We start from the raw sequence: 19,179 nt of genomic DNA on the forward strand, positions 1-19,179 counted from the left end.
CTCCCAAAGGACACTTCAAGACAAAACATGTTCATTACATCACAAGTTATCGGCTTTCTCAACGGAAAATCCCAAGGCTTGTGGCCCCGTAAGCCGCGCGATAGCGCCCGGCGCAAGTGGAAATGCCGATCAAATATCAACCACTTTATCGATATCAAAACCGCTGACATACTTGCGGCCGACATACCCCCGGGTATTGCTTAAAATACGGGCATCCGCTATCCGGTAATCACCCAAATTGTGCACATGACCGTGAAACCAGGCCGCTATTTCATACTCGTGAAATAAAGGCTTCAAGTCATTACAATACGCCAGCTTTTTAAGTACGTTGGGTGAATCGATCCAACTCCATTCGGTCGGCGCATGGTGCGTGACCACAATGGTCCTGCCGGCAAAGGGAGTGGCAAGCTGTTGTTCTAACCAGGACTTTGATTCCCGGTGTAGTTCGGCAAAGTGTTTAGGCTCGAATGATTGACCTGTAAACGACACCTTACGAAAGTCATTCAAGGTTTTTCCCAGCGCTTCGGCTTTTTCAGCGCCCTCGATAAACAAATTCGTCCACAAAGTACAACCCAAAAAGCGCACGCCCTGGAAGATAAACTGATCTTTTTCCAAGAACTGAATTTGACTGCCCGCACATTCCCTACGCAACATGTCGATGGTCTGTTGATATTCGTAACCATAAAACTCATGGTTACCCGCCACATAAACCACGGGCTTGCCGATAGACTTCAACCATTCGACACCTTGTTTGAATATGCCAATATCGCCCGCCGCCACGACAATATCGGCATCGGTTTCCGGCAAACTCTGCTCGCCAAATTCTAAATGCACATCAGAAAAGTAATTTATCCGCACAATTTGCTCTTTCGTCCTGTAACTAAGGAGGTATAATTTATATCCTAAGTGAATTACTTGGTATTTTTAGATAACTTTCAGTTTTTGCAAACCACAATTCTATGTCGATTAGCCCCAGAAAACACACCCAACAGGTTTTGGTAGGAAACGTAAAAGTCGGCGGCGGTGCTCCGATTGTAGTTCAATCCATGACTAATACCGATACAGCTGATGTTGCAGGAAGCGTTCAACAGATCATGGAATTAGCGACAGCCGGCTCAGAAATGGTCCGCATCACAGTCGACCGCGAAGAAGCTGCGCAAGCCGTACCGGAAATCGTCAACCGACTGGCGCAAAAAGGCTTTTCGGTGCCCATTATCGGCGACTTCCATTTCAACGGCCACAAGTTACTGGAAAAATATCCGGATTGCGCGCAAGCACTTTCCAAATACCGTATCAACCCCGGCAACGTCGGCAAAGGTAAGGCGCGGGATCCGCAATTTCAGCAGATGATAGAGCTTGCGATTCAATACAACAAACCCGTACGTATCGGCGTCAACGGTGGCAGTCTTGATCAAGCCGTGTTGACCCGCTTGCTCGACGAGAACAGGCAATTGGCGCAACCCAAGGAATTACCCTTGATCACCCGCGAAGCCATCATACTCTCTGCCCTGGAAAGCGCGGCAAAGGCCCAGGAGCTGGGATTGGGCAAAGACAAAATCATTCTGTCTTGCAAAATCAGTGATGTCCAGGAGCTGATCAGCATTTACCAAGACCTGTCCAGCCGTTGCGATTACGCCCTGCACTTAGGCCTTACCGAAGCAGGCATGGGCTCCAAAGGCATCGTCGCATCGTCGGCAGCGCTAGGCGTATTGATGCAACAAGGCATAGGTGACACCATCCGCGTATCCCTAACACCCGAACCCGGTGCAGCGCGCACCAAAGAAGTCATCGTGGCCCAGGAAATTCTGCAAACCATGAACTTCCGCTCCTTCACCCCCATGGTAGTAGCCTGCCCCGGCTGCGGTCGTACCACCAGCGATTATTTCCAACGCCTAGCGCAAGACATTCAAGGCTATTTACGCGACCAAATGCCTGTCTGGAAAGATAAATACAAAGGCGTGGAAGATATGAAAGTCGCAGTGATGGGCTGTGTCGTTAACGGCCCCGGCGAGAGCAAAAATGCCAACATCGGCATCAGCCTACCCGGCACCGGCGAGTCCCCTGTTGCACCGGTTTTTGAAGACGGCTTCAAAACCGTTACCCTAAAAGGCGACCATATCGCTGAAGAGTTCCAAGCTATAGTCGAGCGCTATATCGAATCGCATTACAGCGCACAGTAAAACCGTTTCAACACAAAAAAGGCGGCTAAGAGCCGCCTTTTTTATAATTCTATCCAGCGCCCCTATCACTGACCGAGATCATTACTCCTGCCAGCAACAGGCCCACTGCTGCCGTTGACAGAAGTCAATTCCGCCAGTCTCGTCTTCACATCAAACCTGTCGTGCAATTAATTTCCATGCACTCTCGTCTCGTTGTCCTCGTTGCGCAGCAAATCGATATACCAAACCCACGTTTCCAGCCGCCGCTCCAACAAATTCAGTGTAAAACGCGTCACGCCCGGGACAAGCTCATCCGCCATCGCCGCTGTTTTTATGAACTACGCTATCCCGGCTGCCCGTCCAGTCTGGGCGACGTCAAAATTGGCGAATAATAAAATGCGAACAAAGAAAATGCCGCCAACCAGCAATAGGTGGACACCATTACCAAGCCGCCATACCAGTTTGGCAATAAAGCCGGAAAAAACACTCGAAACAACGCCGCCAGATTGATCAGCACAAAGGCCAGCGCCATCACATTCGAGGCTTTCAAGGCTCTACCGGTATGACCCAACGCAACGCGGGCCATCATGCCCAGAGTCAAAATACCGATGCCGCCCACAGTAAAGGCATGTAAAGCCAAAGACTGCGGAACCACACCAAAAGCAGCAAGTGCTACCAAGCCAAATCCAATAATCAACCAACCGTAGCCGACATACAAAACCCAAAGCAGGGGCACAAACCAAATCCGCGGGTTGTACCAAGCCGCCACTCGCACAATATTAATCACAATCGCCGCTACCGCAGCAACAGCCAACAAAGCGCCGGATATATTCAGCATCAATAGTGCAAACACCACCAGACTCACGGCAACAGCCGCTATATCCAATAACGGATTGCGAATACAAATAACCCCGGATAGCCCTCGTTCGGTAAAAAACGGAAATACCCGGCCGGCTATGACCAAAATCATCGCGACGATAACGGTAACCACCAGGATCAGTCCTAGCGAGGCGCTATCGGCCAAACCCAGTACTTGGGCATGAATCAAACCATTACCCAAGGCCAATAACAGCAATAAGGGGATAAAAATCAGATTTTGGTAGTTGCCTGTTTTTAAAATAGGCTTACCGACAAAATACGCCAACACCGGTAAAAATACGAAATCGACGGCGCCTATCAACGCATCGGGCAGTAGTTCCGAATAAAAAGGCAATACCCGGCCATAAATCCACAGAAAACATAGCGACGCCAATTGATCGGGAGTAACCGTTTGCAAGCCGGTCCAGTTTCTCGCCGCCGTCAGTAAAAAACCGGCAATCACGGCTGTGGTATAGCCGAGCAACATTTCATGTGCGTGCCACGTACTACCAGTGAAGTAATTATCGATATGCAGCGAACCATTGGACATCGAATTCCACAGCGCAATCAAAGCCAGAGCTGATAACCCCGCCAGCGCGAAAAACGCCCTAAAGCCCATCGCAAACAGTGGATAATCAAAAACCGGTTTGTTATTCATGCAAACGCTCCTCCAGCCAATCGATTTCGTTATTCGAGAAGCCGGCGATTATACGCACTTCTCGATTAAAGGGCCCTTTGGGTTTGCCCTTGAAATAATTCAGAATCAAGTCTTTGAAGCAGTGTTCAGGCTCCAGGCCGCGCTGTCTAGTCAGAATATTGAACCAGTAAGAACCGCGCTCGACATGCCCGACTTCATCGTCGTAAATCCGCCGCAAGATAGCCAGACCTGGCTGATCGTCGATATCGACCAGTTTATCCATCATGCCCGGCGTCACATCTAATCCGCGCGCCTCCATACAGCGCGGCACTATCGCTAAGCGCGCCAAAATATCATCCGAAGTATCTTCGGCATGCGACCAAAGCCCGCGATGCGCGGGCAAATCGCCGTAGTCGAATCCCAAGCCAAGCAAATGGGTGCGAATCAACTCGAAATGCTGTGCCTCTTCGTCGGCGATGATCAGCCAATCCCGATAAAAATCATCGGGCAAGCCGGGAAACCGGTAAATGATGTCCCAAGCCAAATAAATTGCCACAAACTCGATATGCGCGAGTGCATGAAAAAAAGCCGCTTTACCTTCGTTGGAATCCAGACGACGTTTAGGCATCTCACGTGGCATCAACAATGCCGGCCGGCTCGGAAATACGGTATTGCTTATTGGCAATACCGCGCCAGCTGTCTGCAGGGATAATAAGCCGTTATCTAACAACTGCCTGGCTTGATGAGTTAAAACAAGCTTTTGCTCAATATCGCCATTAAACAAACAGCGCTCCGCAAAATCGGATAGGCTTTGGATCTGTTCTGCCAAAATCAAAGTTCCTATTTTCACGTTAATCCCAATGAGTCCATCCCTGCCGGCAGCTAAATAAATAGGTCAAACTAAGCAAGACGCTATCGGGAATATCCGGCGTTCCTATTTTTTAGACATAAAGAAGTAAACGGTCTGGCATTTCAAAACCATATTGTTGCCGGATTTTTCGATTGCCTCGCAGGTTTCCATCTTCGAGCGGCCCGGCGCGGCCTGCTTGACAATCTTGCCGCCTTCGACAGAGTAATTCAGCACAGCCCGCATTTGGTCAATTCTGGCGTGCGAATCGTTTTCATGAGTCATACCTTCGATCGTGCCGTCGTCTTTAAACGTCCAGGTAGTATTAGAGCTACGGGCCTTGCTGCCATCACTGGTGTTCGATTCTTTGTCGATTTGCCATGTTCCCAAAAGATCGGCTTTGGTCAGCTGTACATCCGCTACGGCATTAAAAGATAAAAACAGCAAAGCAACAGCGGGGAGTTTAATAAATTGCATGGTAATGCCTTTTGAGATTATGTTTTTAGAACCGTCGATTGTAGCATGGAGCCGGAGGCTGCCCCTTTTACTTGGATACCGCGACTATACTCAAGCTAAACTAGCCGTATCATTGAGCCTTGCCAGCCAGTGACTGGCGCACCTAAAATCGCCCAACAACGCGCTTTAGCCAAATTGAAATCCACCCAAGAAAACGCATATCACAAGTTTGCCGAGTTTATATGTCCGACGACATCCTACATTTTACCTACCGCCTAAGTGCCGAAGATTACGAGAGCGCGGATTTCCTGATAGAAGTTGACAAACAAAGCATGACCCTTATTTCTGCAGCTCCACCACCCTATCCTTTTTGGACGGAGCTTGCGTATCAGCAATGCCGCAATTGCCCGTTAAATCCGGAACAGGTTCCACATTGTCCTGTCGCCATTAATCTGGTGTCACTATTAGATTTATGTGGCCACTTAGTTTCCCACAAGCAAATGGCTGTGGAAGTCATTACCGATAGAAGAACCATATGCGCCGAAACCACTGCTCAACATATCGCCAGTTCGATTCTAGGCTTAATTATGGCCACCAGCCCGTGCCCACATACCGAATTTTTAAAGCCAATGGCACGCTTTCACTTACCCCTGGCCGATCAAACTGAAACGATTTACCGAGTAACTACGATGTTCCTGCTGGCACAGTATTTTCGCCAAAAAGACAAACTACCCTATTCGCTGGAACTGCATGAACTGCTCGCGCTTTATCAAAACTTACAAGTCATCAACCTGCATTTAAGCCAACGGTTAAAAACGGCGATTAGCGAAGACGCAGCGGTAAACGGCGTGATTTTGCTGGATTTATTGTCAAAGTCGGTTTCTTGGTCAATCGAAGACGGTCTTGAGGAAATTCATCATTTATTCGATGGATACCGCAAACTAGCTGAATAGCCTACCGACAAAGGCTTTGTTGCACAAACTATCGCTCGTCCCCAGGTTACACCTGCAGCCCGGATGCCCAAACCGCTGCCTCAGAACGACTGAATCACCAACTGACAACTACAACTAACCCTTGAAGCAACGCGGTTCGCTGTTCCTCCGGATTGATACGGAGAAGATGGGCAGGCTTGCTGCTGGGCGCTGACTAGCAAGGGTGAGCCAATAAATTTTCCAATGTGGTCATCGCGTTTTGCCTGATGATCAAGAACCTGTTTGGATTGGCGTCACGTCAAGCCAGTGCTCCTTCAGGCGTGCGAACATTACGCTGCTCAGCGATGTGTCTAATAGCAAAGTTGACACATACCCGCCATGTATTTATAATACTCGAATTGCTTGCTAATGTGAGCAATGCCGAGGTGGTGAAATTGGTAGACGCGCTAGCTTCAGGTGCTAGTAGGGGTAACCCTGTGGAGGTTCAAGTCCTCTCCTCGGCACCATATTACAGTTTCAGGTGGTAACATCTGACAACAGAACCCGCAAGCTGTAAGGCTTAGCGGGTTTTTTTATGCTCCATGTAGTAACACCTAACACCACCAAAGAACCAACAATCTGTTGGTTTTTTTGTTGGTATCTGCCATCATGCCTACACCCGATACCAACAAAACCGCCTATAACTGGCGTCATTCATGGAGCGTTCGCCATGCTGACAGATACCGAAATACGCAAAGCAAAGCCAACCGAAAAACCGCAAAAGATCAGTGACGGCGGCGGTCTGTTTTTGCTAGTCACGCCGCAAGGTAGCAAATTATGGCGGTTAGCCTACCGCTTCGCCGGCAAGCAAAAAACCTTGGCGATTGGCGAATATCCGACTATCGGCCTAGCCGATGCCCGCGCCAAGCGAGAGGAAGCAAAAAAGCAGCTTGCCAACGGCATTGACCCATCGACCGCCAAAAAAGCCGCCAAAGCCGCTAACCAAGACGCCGCCGCCAATAGTTTCGAGGTCATCGCCCGCGAATGGCACGAAACCCACATGGCGAACAAAACCGAAGACCATGCCCAAAAAACCCTAACCAATTTCGAGAAAGACGTTTTCCCTTGGCTTGGTCGCATGCCGATAACCAACATCGAAGCACCCGACGTGCTAGCCGTGGTCAAGCGCATTGAGCAACGTGGAGCCAATGAGATTGCCAAAAAGGCCAAGCGGTCGATAGGCCAAGTCTTCCGCTACGCCATTGCCACCGGACGCGCCGTTAGAAACCCGGTTCCCGATCTGCAAGGCGCATTCGTACCGACCACCGTAAAACACCACGCCGCTATTACCGATCCGGTTCAAATCGGTGCCCTGTTGCGAGCCTGTGAAGACTACACCGGGCAGTTTGCCACCCGATGCGCCTTGCGCCTGTCGTTCTTGGTCATGTTGCGACCAGGGGAAGTGCGCAAGGCGGAATGGTCCGAAATCGACCTTGACCGGGCTGAATGGCGCATCCCGGCGGCAAAAATGAAGATGCGGGAAGAACACATCATTCCGCTATCGAGACAGGCAATCGCCATATTAGAGGAAATCAAGCCGCTAACCAGCAACAGCCGCTTTGTGTTTCCGTCTGTACGCAGTAACGCCCGGTCCATGTCGGAAAACACCATCACCGGCGCATTACGTCGATTGGGCTATACCGGCGCGGAAATGACCGCCCACGGCTTCCGGGGCATGGCCTCGACCCGGCTAAACGAAGCCCACCTATTTCATCCCGACGCCATCGAGCGCCAGCTTGCCCATGGCGAACAGAACAGCGTCCGCGCCGCTTACAATCGAGCGCAATACCTGCCGGAACGGGTAAAGATGTTGCAATGGTGGGCTGACTACTTGGACAGTTTGAAAGAAGGCGCGGCGGTGGTGCCGTTTCAGCGCAAAAGCGCATAACTGCTAAGGAGCAAACCCCATGATAACCCTGGAACTCGACGACGAAACAGCTGGCTTGCTGGCGAAACTGACCGACCGCGACCATCAGGACGCCAGCCAGCTCATTAAGCGGGCCTTGGCCGAGTACCTTGCCAAACCCGCCGCAACCAAAGAACAGCCGGAATTGATGGCCGACATCATCGCCACCTTGCCACCATTGCCAACTTTCGCCGACGACCCCTTGGAGATTCAAAAGGCCATGCGTGATGAATGGGCTTAAATACTTGTTGGATACCAACATCATCATCGGCATGTACCAACACAATCCGGAGGTCATAGACTTGATGCGGTCCAAGCAGGTGCATATTAGCCAATGTGCTTATAGCACTGTCACCCGTATGGAATTACTGAGTTTTCCCGGCATCACGCCAACTGAAGAAGCCTCGATTCATGCCCTGCTGAACAGAATGGCCCGCCTGAGCATCACGCCGGACGTGGAAGCACAAACAATTAGCTTCCGGCGTCGGCACAGAACCAAGCTTCCGGATTCCATCATTGCCGCCACTGCGAGCGTTCACGACCTTGAGCTATTGACGATGGACAAGCAATTACAGGCAAAGCCGTAACCCGAATAAACCGCGCCTAGCCCGACGGGGCGAACCTGGGCAACCTTTCACCCAGTGGCGCGGTTTTCCTATTGAAAGGCAGACCGAGAAAGGCGGAATGATTGATTATGAATATTGGGACTCAATAAACGAGTTCACTATCAACGAGGCGGCATGGCTTTGGATTGGCGAGGAACCTAAGATTGGTTATGAAGCGCGAACCGGAAAATACTTAAGAACCGCAAATTTAATCTATGAATCAACCCAAAACGGGCTATTGAAATATAGGGCAACGACAAAAGAATTATTGTTAGACGGCGTTTACGGAGATGGTGAAACATATGTTATCAGGGACGACCTAAAGCACTTTGCTTTAAGTATTGGTCAAAAACCTAAATTCCTTTTCCCTGAAATGCGCTTGGATTCAGCAAACGAATCAAAGCAACCGCCAGACACCAGCGCCATAAACGATAACGACACGGGAAAATCGAAATCAAAAAAAGAGAACGATAAATTACTTTCCATTATTGGCTTGTTATCGGAAGCGCTGGCTGATTCAAATCCAGGAGACTTTCGGGACAAATCAGGGAATATCGTCCTTGGTAGCGGCGAGATGGGAGCCGAGGGCAAAATAAACTTGCTTTATGAAATACTTAAAAAGCTCGAAAACTTAAAATTAACCAATGATTACGGTCTAAAAAAAACCACGCTTCAGAACACCATAAACGAAGGACTGAAAGTCTTACACGGCAGAAAATAATTTCCAAAACTGTTGGCGCCGGGAGAAATTTGATCACCCGTACCGGTTGAAATTTGACTAGGGGATGGAGCCGGTTTTTTGAATGGCCGGCCGTGGATAAGTGTAACGGAAACGGATAATGGGAAGGAAGTTTCATTATCCGCTTCCATGGATTATTTAGACGTTATTCTCCTCTGACATTTCCTCATTCGATGGATTTTTACTACCGCCTCGCTTAGCTTGCTCCCGGGCCTGTATTCTTACCTTGGCTTGCTCGGTGCTGTGCCGAAAGCGGTAGGACTCATTGCCGGTTTCGATGATATGACAATGGTGAGTCAACCTATCCAGCAACGCCGTGGTCATCTTGGCATCGCCGAACACGCTGGACCATTCGGCAAAGGTTAGATTGGTGGTAATCACCACACTGGTGCGCTCGTACAGTTTCGACAGCAGGTGAAACAACAACGCGCCGCCGACCTGAGAGAACGGTAGATAGCCCAGTTCATCCAGAATGACCAAGTCCACTTGCATCAGTCTGTACGCCAACTTGCCCTGATTGCCGGTCGCTTTTTCTCGTTCAAGCTGGGTGACCAAATCAATCGTCGAGTAAAATCGTACTCGCTTGCCGTGATCGGTAATGGCTTTGACACCGAGAGCTGTAGCCAGATGTGTTTTACCTGTGCCAGTACCGCCAACCAAAACCACGTTATGGGCAGCATCGGTGAATTGAGTTCTGGCAAGTTGATCGATCAGCGAGCGGTCAACGTTGGCGGATTCAAAGTCAAAGCCCGCTAAATCACGATGCATGGGGAATCGCGCGGTTTGTAGCTGATAACGAATGGAGCGGATATGCCGATCCTCTGTCTCGGCTTGTAACAAGTGCCTAAGCAGCCATTCCGACGTGTGCAGGCTAGTGCCGGCTTGACTGGCGACCTCAGCATAGCCTGCGGCCATGCCATAGAGTTTGAGCGATTTCAATTCGGCTTCAATATCAAGCATCTCCGCTCTCCTCAGCTAAACGGATGGGGCTGAGGTTTTCGCTCAACAAATCATAACGCCCGGTATCGGCAATAGGGACCTCGTTTAGCTTTAAGGCATCCGGTGTGGTGATGGTGGCTGGCTCTGGCTCATGATTTTCTGGCAGGCGAGTTAACAGATGGCGTACCTGTTCAACGCTGGTATGCCCCGATTCCAGGCATCGATTGACAGCGGCGATGACAACGTCCAGGCCGTGAACCGGTACGCACGCCAACACCTCGGCCATCACCCGGTCGCCGCCGGGGCGCTTACGCAATGCACGCTGCAAAGACAACAATGGCGACGGCATCTCGGCAAACGGCGCACCGTTGCGTAACGCGCCCGGCTTGCGCTCCAGCAACGGGATATAGTGTTGCCAGTCATAGCTGACCTGGTCGCGGTCGAACAACCGTGCATGACTGGCAATCAGGGCATCGTCGGCGTACAGATCGAGCCTTTCCGGATACAGCCTGACACTGACTCGACGGTTGGCCCAGCGACACAGTACCGAATAACGATTGCGCTTCACGGTCACCAGGCAAGTGCTGGATACGCGAGCCACCACCTCGATGTAGCCGTCAAACATTCCGGGCATTGGCATCAGATGGGGTTGCTCGATCTCCACGGCCTCTTGCACGGTCATGCCGCTGGCATCCGGGCAAGGAATTTCAGCCCATAATGCCCGGCAGCGACTTTCCAACCACACGTTCAACTCTGCAAAGCTACCAAAGCATTGTTGCCCTGCATCCTGCCAGATACGGCGCCGACTATCCTGCACATTTTTCTCGACGATACCTTTCTCCCAGCCGGACGCCACATTGCAAAAGTCCGGATCAAACAGGTAATAAGCCGTCAGCGCCGCAAAGCGCGCGTTGACAATGCGCTCCTTGCCGCTCTGCACTTTATCGACCGCCGTTTTCATGTTGTCGTAGATGCCGCGCAACGGTACGCCACCCAGTACCCGAAAGGCACGGCTATGGGCATCGAACAGCATTTCGTGGCTTTGGCTGGGATAGGCCACCAGCAAAAAAGCCCGACTGGCGCAGAGTTTGGTATGAGCGACTTGTAAGCGCCGGTAAATACCGCCGACCACCAAGGACTCTTCACTCCAATCGAATTGAAAGGCCTCACCCCAACGGAATTTCAACGGCACGAACGCGTGTTTGCCGGCGTCGCTGGTACCGGCCTTGCGCCACGCCCGAATGTAATCGGTCAACTGCGTATAGCCACCGTCATAGCCGGCTTTCCGCAACTCTTCCAACAACCTCAATGCGGTACGTCTGTCGCGCTTGGGACGATAGCTATCGGCTATCAGGGCTTGCTTGAGCTGCTCTTCGTAAGGCGTCAGCTTGGTGGGTACCGAGCGACGTTGATAAGCAGGTTCGCTGCCATTAGGCATTCTCAGCCATTTTTTGACGGTATTGCGAGACAGACTGGTGCGTCTGGCAATCTCATTAATGGACAACTTATCGCGGAAATACATCCGCCGGATTTTGGCGTATAGGATCATGGTTATCACCCTTTAGGTTCCTGTCTAATTTCTGGACAGGACAGGTTAATAACCCTGGTCAATCTTCAGCCGGAATTTACCGGTTTACTTGGTCAATTTTCAACCGGCGTCAACAGCACAGGCAGCATAAATAGCCGCCGGTGCTGGTTTTCAGGCCTGGGTTTGGCCGAAGCAACGGGATATTCTGGGATATAACGGGATATTGCGAAACTTAAAGCGCGGCGGTTGGCACGATTGTCTGCCTGGCGTCCTTGAGTGCATCGGTAATACGAATCATCACCCCTGGAAAACGCTGGCACAAGAAAGCGGCCACCCTTTGTGCCAGCGTTACCGCCTCTTCTCCGGATAGGCCGCACTTCACCAAATCCGCCGGCAGGTACTCTTCAATCACCCACAGTGCAAGCGGCTTGTCCTGGTTGTCGGGGTTTGGCTTTTCGGCTGGCTCTGTCTTGATTGAAGGCTTGGCCCGCATTTTTTTGGTTATCGAATAGATTTGCTGCAAGCTGAGCCGATACTTTACCGACAAGTCGGCATAGTTGGCGCCGTTGAATTCTCGCAAAATCTCCTCGTTGCGCCGTTCCAGTGCTTTCCGGTCGAAAGTCGGCACATACAGTGTTTGCTTTCGGAAATTCAGCCAAAGACAATCGAATAAAGCCGCCGCACTGCCAAGCGCTGCTTTCTCGCCATGAGTGGCAACCACATCTTGGTAAACGAATTTTTCCAGTTCGAGCATGATCGATTCGGCGTTAATCATTTTTGAGATTCGTGTCAGGTAACACCACCTAAAACCGTTCAAGCAACGTTTTTTGTTGGTATTTTTGTTGGTATCTCAAAAATTATTGAATTTTTTATCGTTAAAAATCAATAATAAATATCGATTATTCGATTCCTCTCCTCGCACCATTTTTATTTTCTTCTTGCAAAAAAGCAGCAAGATGGAGATTAAAAATCCTTGTAGACTTTCTCATAGCTACAAACTCTGTAGCATTAAAGTATAAGTTCAATAGTTATTTAAAATAATTGTGGGTTTATAAGCCCGCTAAAATATATCTCACCTTATCGAGATGAGATTCTAACTCTCAAAATTTCCTCCGAATAGTCTCGAGCCTATTCCCACATCAAATTCATCATACAACTACCTTCCAGAAACGCAGGTAAAAAGTTTATAGGGCTAACGCAGCATAGCTATCGTTATCGTCAACTGCCGCTGAGACGCGCGCAATTAACTCCAAATTGCTATTGTGCTCCATCATACCTCCTATAGCCAAGGTAACAATCATCGCTTCGAACGGATACACCAAATGAGCGCGATATCGTTGGCAATACGTCTCTTCATCCAAACCGCCAATCCCGTGACTAGCTAACGACGCCAAATATAGCTTCAGCAATTGTTTTTCATGAGCGCGCCGGGACTCCGGCTTCAGCGATGTCGCTAAAAAATAAGCAAGATCACTAACACCCTCCCCCATCCGCACCAATTGCCAATCCAGAAAGCCCGGCTCAGAATGATTCCAAAATAGGTTGCCTGGATGGCAGTCATGATGCACCAGGGTCTGCACGCCGGCTGCCAATATCCTGGTGATTCGCCGCCGATCCGCAGCATAGTGCAGTGCGGATCGATATAATTTGCTGGGCACCAAGCGCCCTGCGCGCTCAAGGCCACGCTTCATCAACGGCACAGCCAGTAAGGTACCCATATGATTTTCGACATTGTAACTAAAACCGTTTAACCAGCGATGCGTTTTCAGCAGCCTGGCATTGCCCCAATAGTGAGCATGAAAACCGGCTAACTTTTCGACCACCCGCTGAGCTTGCTCCAAAGACAGAGCGTCGGCGGCAAGCCCGGGCCTAAACCCCAGCTCGTCCAGGTCCGTCATTACTAATGTAGTACCGCGTCCTAACTGACTCTCAGCCGCTAAAATTTGCGGCAAATTCACCGGCACACCCTGAGAAAGCGAATTATAAAAATGAACTTCCTTATGCAATAAACGTGGTATAGCGGTAATCGCTCTGGACTTAATTGCCAGCGAAGGCGTTTTTACAAACCATCGACTTGGAACGACGCCGATAGCGTCATGATTTACCGTAAGCCGCAAGCGCGTCGATGTGCCAATATTGACGGATTGAATATCTACTGCACTGACTTTGGCACTGGTTGCGTATCGGTTAACGATACGTTGCGCCCATTGTCGGGATAATTGATCCGGGCGATGCACGACAATATGGTTTCTAAAACGGTTCAACATCGGATTAAGCCAGTCTCAAATATTTGATAAATCGAAATATTAGCAGCCGTATTCATTCAAGTTAATTTCATCGATCAAAGGAACTCCTGATTAATTCGTTGTTTCAAATTTCAATACCAATGAAATCAACAGCTTGCTATCAAGGATTTCTCGAAAAATTGATTTAATCAGAGGTTCCCAAACAGTAATTAACTAATTATCAAAATTCTGTGTATTCCTATAGTTTTTCAAGCAATAAAAAGCCCGCCAAGTCAAGTAACTTGCGGGCTATGCAATATTCAATCTCAAAAAACTTGGTCGGGACGGCGGGATTCGAACCCACGACCCCTTGTCCCCCAGACAAGTGCGCTACCAGGCTGCGCTACGCCCCGAAGTTTATCGTTATATCAATGCCCATCCAGCAGAGCAAGCCAATAATAATATCACATTATTCGAGAAAGGCTATTTCAGTAACTCCAAAATATCTTCCAACTCGCCTATCATTTGATGAATAAGTTGCTTGGTGCGAAGACTATCTTCCTTGGCGCTACCACTTGCCAAATGAGCACGCGCCCCACCTATCGTGTAACCTTGCTCGTATAACAAAGCACGAATTTGTCGAATCAACAACACATCGTGACGCTGGTAATAACGACGGTTACCACGACGCTTCACCGGACTCAGTTCGGTAAACTCCTGCTCCCAATAGCGCAATACGTGGGGTTTTACCGCACAGAGGTCGCTAACTTCGCCAATCGTAAAATATCGCTTGGCCGGAATAACCGGTAATTCGTTGTTATTACTGGGTTCCAGCATACGCTTCTACTCGAGCTTTCAATTTTTGCCCTGTTCTAAAAGTCACCACACGCCTCGGAGTGATAGGAATCTCTTCGCCCGTTTTCGGATTTCTGCCCGGACGACCGCTTTTATCGCGCAATTCGAACTTACCGAACCCGGAAATTTTTACTTGCTCACCGCTCTCCAGACTTTTTTTAATTTCGTCAAAAAACAACTCTACGATTTCTTTAGCTTCGCGTTTGTTTAAACCGAGGTCTTCAAACAATTTCTCTGCAATATCTGCTTTGGTTAATGCCACAATCACTCCCTCAATTTTGCATTCAGTTTAGCCGCTAAAGTGTCCAGCACTTTGCGAAATATAGCATCAATTTCTGTGTCGGTAAGCGTTTGTGTAAAATCCTGCAAGACTAAAGCTAACGCGACACTCTTATAACCTTCGGCAACGCCTGGTCCGCGATAAATATCGAAGATCGATATTTCGCGTATCGCCGTCTCGCGACATTCTTGAATAACCTTGGTAATTGCAGTAGCCGATACGGCCTCCTCCACTAACAAAGCCATATCGCGGCGTACCGAAGGAAATTTAGATAGCGCTCTGAATTTCGGAACCTTCCGTTTCAATACGGCTTCCTGCTCCAGCTCGAACAAGTATACCGGGCTATCGAAACCTAATTGTTTTTCCAGCGTCGGATGCAGCATACCTAATAAGCCTATTGCTTCGCCGCTTGAATTTTTGATTTGCGCGGTTTGACCGGGATGTAATGCTGGATGTTGATAGACAACAAACTCCGCTGTAATACCCGTTAAACCGAATAACGCTTGGACATCGGCTTTCACATCGAAGAAATCCAGCTTTCTGGCTTTTTCGCCCCATTGCTCGGCGTTAACCGTCCCCAAGGCCACACCGGATAACATTTTCCGTTGCTGAATGTGCCCGTCTTCATAGAAAAACCGCAACCCGGCTTCAAAAAGGCGCACACGACTCTGTTGACGATTCGTGTTGTACAAAGCCGCATTCAATAAACCGCACCACAGCGTAGTGCGCATGACAGCCAGCTCGGAGGATATAGGGTTTTGAATCCGGATAAATTCTTCGCCAGGCGCGACGGCATTTTGCATCGCTTCATCAACAAAGCTGTAGGTAATCGCTTCCTGATAACCGCGATCTACCAAGCAATCCTGCAATCTCGCCAATGGCAACTGTGCCTCAGGTGCTTTGCCAAGCTCAGAGCGCATCAACAAACTACTGCTAGGTAGATTGTTATATCCATAGATTCTGCCGATTTCTTCCAGCAAATCTTCTTCGATGGCAATATCGAAACGAAAGCCTGGCGGGGTAATTTCCCAACCGTTTTCGACTACTTGAACCTGCATACCCAATCCTTCAAATAGCGCATGCACTTCATCGTCGCCGAACTGGATACCCAATACTTTGGCGATACGCTGACTACGCAATTTGACTGGCTCTCTGGGCGGCAGCGCCGCAACAGCAGTAATTTCCTGAACTGGCCCCGGGCTGCCGCCTGCAATCTCGATGATCAGTTGTGTCGCGCGTTCTATGGCACGGCGCTGCAATTTAAAATCCACACCCCTTTCAAAGCGATGTGAGGAATCAGTGTGCAAACCAAATTGACGAGCCTTGCCGGCTACATTAATCGGTGTAAAAAACGCGCATTCCAGAAATATGTCCCGAGTCTCACCAAATACCGCACTATCCTTGCCACCCATCACCCCAGCCAAAGCCAAAGCTTGTTTTTGATCGGCAATGACTAAGGCGTCACCATCCAATTCTATGGTTTGGTCGTTCAGTAAAGCCAAGGACTCGCCGGCCCGGCTGCGTCTAACCACGATAGGCGCGCTCAGTTTATCGGCATCGAAAGCGTGTAGCGGTTGACCCAGTTCGATCAAGACGTAGTTGGTAACATCAACAACCGGACTTAAACTTCTAATACCACAACGGCGCAGACGCTCCTGCATCCACATTGGCGTGACCGCAGCGGGATTGATATTTTTGATCAAACGCCCGAGATAAACCGGACACGCTTCTGTCGCTTCAACCTTAACTTCCAAGGTTTGTTGGTGCTGCGGCTCGATAACAGCAAACGCCGTTGCCTGGAACGGCAGATTATTTAGCACCGCCACTTCCCTGGCAACGCCTTCGACGCTCAAGCAATCCGCACGGTTAGGTGTTAAGCCCAACTCGATCACGTTATCATTCAGCGTCAAATAGTCGCGAATATCGACACCGACCGGTGCATCAGCCGGTAATTCCATCAAACCATCGGAACTGACCGCTAAGCCTAATTCTTTTTCCGAACACAACATACCGAACGACAATTCGCCGCGCAGCTTGGATTCTTTTATTCTGAAATCGCCTGGCAACACCGCACCGATCAATGCTGCCGGAATTTTCAAACCGGGCCTGACATTGCTGGCACCACAAACGATTTGCAGGGGTTCAGCTTGGCCGACATTGACCTGACAAACCCTAAGTTTATCGGCGTTTGGATGTTGAATAGTGGAAAGTACTTCGCCGACCACCACCCCGGAAAATTCAGCTGCCACCGGCGTCACGGCATCGACTTCCAGACCGGCCATGGTCAATTGCGCGACTAATTCGGCAGTGGCGACAGGCGGATTGACTAGTTCTCTTAACCAGGCTTCACTGACTTGCATGATTATTTTCCACCGTTACCTAAACTGTTGTAAAAATTTCAAATCGTTTTCGAAAAACATTCGCAGGTCGTTGATGCCGTATTTCATCATCGCCAGACGTTCGACGCCGGTTCCGAAAGCAAAGCCCGAATAAACTTGGTTATCGATACCGACCGATTTGAATACTTCAGGGTGAATCATGCCGCAACCGCCGACCTCCAGCCAGCCCGTTTGTTTGCAGACACGGCAACCTTTGCCGTCGCACATGACACAGGACACATCGAATTCGGCGGACGGCTCTGTGAACGGAAAATAGGAAGGCCGAAAGCGCACGTTGACTTCTTTTTCGAAGAAGGCGCGCAGAAACTCGAAAATGACGCCCTTCAGGTCACCGAAACTAACGTCGGTATCAACCAAGAAGCCTTCGACCTGATGAAACATGGGTGAGTGAGTCATGTCCGAATCACAACGGTACACACGGCCCGGCGCGATAATTTTCAGGGGCGGCTTTTCGGATTCCATCACCCGAATCTGTACCGGCGACGTGTGGGTTCTCAATACGGTATGTGCATCGAAATAGAAGGTATCGTGCATCGCCCGCGCGGGATGATGCTCGGGAATATTCAAGGCGCCGAAGTTATGGTAATCGTCTTCGATTTCCGGGCCTTCGACGATATTAAAGCCGGCCTCGGCAAAAATTTTGGCAATCCGCCGCAAGGTGATCGTGACAGGATGCAATCCGGATACGGTCTGGCCACGCCCCGGCAGGGTAACGTCAATACATTCGCTAGCCAGACGCGCCGCCAATTCGGCATTTTCTAAAGTCAACTTCCGCGTTTCTAACGCTTCTTGAAATTTGTTTTTGGCATCGTTGATAACTTGCCCGGCACTGCGCCGTTGCTCGGGGTCCAGACTACCCAGCTCTTTCATCTGCTGAGTAAACAGGCCCTTTTTGCCTAGGTAATTGACTCTGACCTGATCGAGTTGACTGAGGTCTGCTGCATGTGCAAGCTCTTGTAATGCCTGCGTAACAATATCTTCGATACTAGCCGACACGACTCAGCTCACTTTTGTCTGCAATTGAGGGAGATTCCAAAACGATAGGTTCCCGCCAAAAGAGGTACGGCGGAAAATTCCCCGCCAGAAACGGGGAGTCGAGCGATTAAGCCGCTCTTGCGGAGCGGCTTAATATTTTCCTTACGGTTTGCTTTGGTTTGCTATAGCCACTTTCGCAATCGCGCCGAAAGCGTCGATATCGCGTACAGCCAAATCGGCCAATACTTTGCGATCAATCGCAACATTGGCTTTATTTAGACCGTTGATCAAACGGCTATAGGAGATACCGTACAAACGTGCGGCAGCGTTGATACGCACGATCCACAAAGCGCGGAATTGGCGTTTTTTCTGTTTACGGTCGCGATAAGCGTATTGACCGGCCTTAATGACCGCCTGCTTGGCGACGCGGTAAACCCGGCTACGGGCACCGTAGTAACCTTTTGCCAGTTTTAAAATCTTTTTATGTCTTGCTCTAGCGGTGACGCCGCGTTTAACTCTAGCCATGTTCTACTCTCTTCAATAACGGTGACAAATCAACTGTACGGCAGCATACGCGCAACCAATGGCGTATCCGACGGATGAAGAATGGCTGTTTTACGCAGTTGTCTTTTACGTTTGGTGGTTTTTTTGGTCAGGATATGACGCTTATGCGATTGTTTGCATTTAAAACCGCCGCTTCCGATTTTCTTGAAGCGCTTGCCGGCACCACTATGGCTTTTCATTTTTGGCATTTGTTTTCTCCAATGATTAAAAGTAAAGTCCCTGAGATAAAACCCAGT

The 19,179-nt window shown here is 49.7% G+C and carries 20 protein-coding genes and 2 tRNA genes; 7 read left to right on the top strand and 15 right to left on the bottom strand.

Annotation, left to right across the window (positions count from 1 at the left end; translation table 11 throughout):
- Positions 1-129 precede the first annotated feature (129 nt).
- Positions 130-858: a metallophosphoesterase gene (locus G006_RS0104470; protein WP_026146838.1), complete on the bottom strand. Its 729-nt coding sequence runs from the start codon at positions 856-858 to the stop codon at positions 130-132.
- A gap of 101 nt (positions 859-959) precedes the next feature.
- Here G006_RS0104470 and ispG point away from each other — a divergent pair, with 101 nt between their 5' ends.
- On the top strand, positions 960-2,180 hold the full coding sequence (ispG, locus tag G006_RS0104475; RefSeq protein ID WP_020481968.1) for a flavodoxin-dependent (E)-4-hydroxy-3-methylbut-2-enyl-diphosphate synthase: 1,221 nt from the start codon (positions 960-962) through the stop codon (positions 2,178-2,180).
- A gap of 322 nt (positions 2,181-2,502) precedes the next feature.
- Here the strand turns inward: ispG and G006_RS0104485 are convergent, their stop codons facing one another.
- The 3 genes from G006_RS0104485 to G006_RS0104495 all read right to left on the bottom strand — a co-directional run bounded on the left by G006_RS0104485 (position 2,503) and on the right by G006_RS0104495 (position 4,978).
- Positions 2,503-3,675 carry an NnrS family protein gene (locus G006_RS0104485; protein WP_020481970.1) on the bottom strand — a complete coding sequence of 391 codons (1,173 nt, stop codon included), beginning with the start codon at positions 3,673-3,675 and terminating at the stop codon, positions 2,503-2,505.
- Positions 3,668-4,483, bottom strand: coding sequence for a ferritin-like domain-containing protein (locus G006_RS0104490; protein ID WP_235048824.1), 816 nt, complete (start codon positions 4,481-4,483; stop codon positions 3,668-3,670). Before G006_RS0104490 ends, G006_RS0104485 begins: the two co-directional genes overlap by 8 nt.
- 105 nt (positions 4,484-4,588) lie before the next feature.
- Positions 4,589-4,978 (bottom strand): lipocalin family protein, encoded by a 390-nt coding sequence (locus G006_RS0104495; RefSeq protein WP_020481972.1) that lies wholly within the window; start codon positions 4,976-4,978, stop codon positions 4,589-4,591.
- A 221-nt stretch (positions 4,979-5,199) separates the two neighbouring features.
- Here G006_RS0104495 and G006_RS0104500 point away from each other — a divergent pair, with 221 nt between their 5' ends.
- The 6 genes from G006_RS0104500 to G006_RS0104525 all read left to right on the top strand — a co-directional run bounded on the left by G006_RS0104500 (position 5,200) and on the right by G006_RS0104525 (position 9,160).
- Positions 5,200-5,910: a DUF6901 family protein gene (locus tag G006_RS0104500; protein ID WP_020481973.1), complete on the top strand. Its 711-nt coding sequence runs from the start codon at positions 5,200-5,202 to the stop codon at positions 5,908-5,910.
- A gap of 398 nt (positions 5,911-6,308) precedes the next feature.
- Positions 6,309-6,395, top strand: a tRNA-Leu gene (locus tag G006_RS0104505).
- Between the two features lie 203 nt (positions 6,396-6,598).
- The gene (locus tag G006_RS0104510; protein WP_020481974.1) at positions 6,599-7,816 is read left to right on the top strand and encodes a tyrosine-type recombinase/integrase; all 1,218 of its coding nucleotides are present in this window, start codon (positions 6,599-6,601) and stop codon (positions 7,814-7,816) included.
- 19 nt (positions 7,817-7,835) lie between these two features.
- Positions 7,836-8,075: a ribbon-helix-helix domain-containing protein gene (locus G006_RS0104515; protein ID WP_020481975.1), complete on the top strand. Its 240-nt coding sequence runs from the start codon at positions 7,836-7,838 to the stop codon at positions 8,073-8,075.
- Complete coding sequence (locus G006_RS0104520; protein ID WP_020481976.1) at positions 8,062-8,421, top strand: type II toxin-antitoxin system VapC family toxin; 360 nt, start codon at positions 8,062-8,064, stop codon at positions 8,419-8,421. Before G006_RS0104515 ends, G006_RS0104520 begins: the two co-directional genes overlap by 14 nt.
- Positions 8,422-8,518: 97 nt before the next feature.
- A complete protein-coding gene (locus tag G006_RS0104525; RefSeq protein WP_020481977.1) occupies positions 8,519-9,160 on the top strand; it encodes a hypothetical protein in 642 nt (213 codons plus the stop codon).
- A gap of 156 nt (positions 9,161-9,316) precedes the next feature.
- On the opposite strand, the gene istB is transcribed toward G006_RS0104525, so the two are convergent.
- The 11 genes from istB to rpmI all read right to left on the bottom strand — a co-directional run bounded on the left by istB (position 9,317) and on the right by rpmI (position 19,131).
- Positions 9,317-10,138, bottom strand: a complete 822-nt coding sequence (istB, locus tag G006_RS0104530; protein WP_020481978.1) for an IS21-like element helper ATPase IstB — start codon at positions 10,136-10,138, stop codon at positions 9,317-9,319.
- A complete protein-coding gene (gene istA / locus G006_RS0104535) occupies positions 10,131-11,666 on the bottom strand; it encodes an IS21 family transposase (protein WP_020481979.1) in 1,536 nt (511 codons plus the stop codon). The genes istB and istA overlap by 8 nt, the downstream gene beginning before the upstream one ends.
- Positions 11,667-11,877: 211 nt before the next feature.
- The gene (locus G006_RS24930; protein ID WP_020481980.1) at positions 11,878-12,420 is read right to left on the bottom strand and encodes a Mor transcription activator family protein; all 543 of its coding nucleotides are present in this window, start codon (positions 12,418-12,420) and stop codon (positions 11,878-11,880) included.
- A gap of 409 nt (positions 12,421-12,829) precedes the next feature.
- Complete coding sequence (locus G006_RS0104545; protein ID WP_020481981.1) at positions 12,830-13,912, bottom strand: phosphotransferase; 1,083 nt, start codon at positions 13,910-13,912, stop codon at positions 12,830-12,832.
- A gap of 294 nt (positions 13,913-14,206) precedes the next feature.
- Positions 14,207-14,283 (bottom strand) — tRNA-Pro (locus tag G006_RS0104550).
- 70 nt (positions 14,284-14,353) lie between these two features.
- A complete protein-coding gene (locus G006_RS0104555) occupies positions 14,354-14,707 on the bottom strand; it encodes a MerR family transcriptional regulator (protein ID WP_020481982.1) in 354 nt (117 codons plus the stop codon).
- The gene (ihfA, locus tag G006_RS0104560) at positions 14,691-14,987 is read right to left on the bottom strand and encodes an integration host factor subunit alpha (RefSeq protein WP_026146839.1); all 297 of its coding nucleotides are present in this window, start codon (positions 14,985-14,987) and stop codon (positions 14,691-14,693) included. The genes G006_RS0104555 and ihfA overlap by 17 nt, the downstream gene beginning before the upstream one ends.
- A gap of 2 nt (positions 14,988-14,989) precedes the next feature.
- Positions 14,990-17,365: a phenylalanine--tRNA ligase subunit beta gene (gene pheT / locus G006_RS0104565; protein WP_020481984.1), complete on the bottom strand. Its 2,376-nt coding sequence runs from the start codon at positions 17,363-17,365 to the stop codon at positions 14,990-14,992.
- A gap of 15 nt (positions 17,366-17,380) precedes the next feature.
- Positions 17,381-18,400 (bottom strand): phenylalanine--tRNA ligase subunit alpha, encoded by a 1,020-nt coding sequence (gene pheS, locus G006_RS0104570; RefSeq protein ID WP_020481985.1) that lies wholly within the window; start codon positions 18,398-18,400, stop codon positions 17,381-17,383.
- Positions 18,401-18,541: 141 nt separating this feature from the next.
- Positions 18,542-18,904, bottom strand: a complete 363-nt coding sequence (gene rplT / locus G006_RS0104575; RefSeq protein ID WP_020481986.1) for a 50S ribosomal protein L20 — start codon at positions 18,902-18,904, stop codon at positions 18,542-18,544.
- Positions 18,905-18,933: 29 nt separating this feature from the next.
- A complete protein-coding gene (gene rpmI / locus G006_RS0104580) occupies positions 18,934-19,131 on the bottom strand; it encodes a 50S ribosomal protein L35 (protein ID WP_020481987.1) in 198 nt (65 codons plus the stop codon).
- Between the last annotated feature and the right edge of the window lie 48 nt (positions 19,132-19,179).

The sequence above is a fragment of the Methylomonas sp. MK1 genome (assembly GCF_000365425.1).
GTDB lineage: Bacteria > Pseudomonadota > Gammaproteobacteria > Methylococcales > Methylomonadaceae > Methylomonas.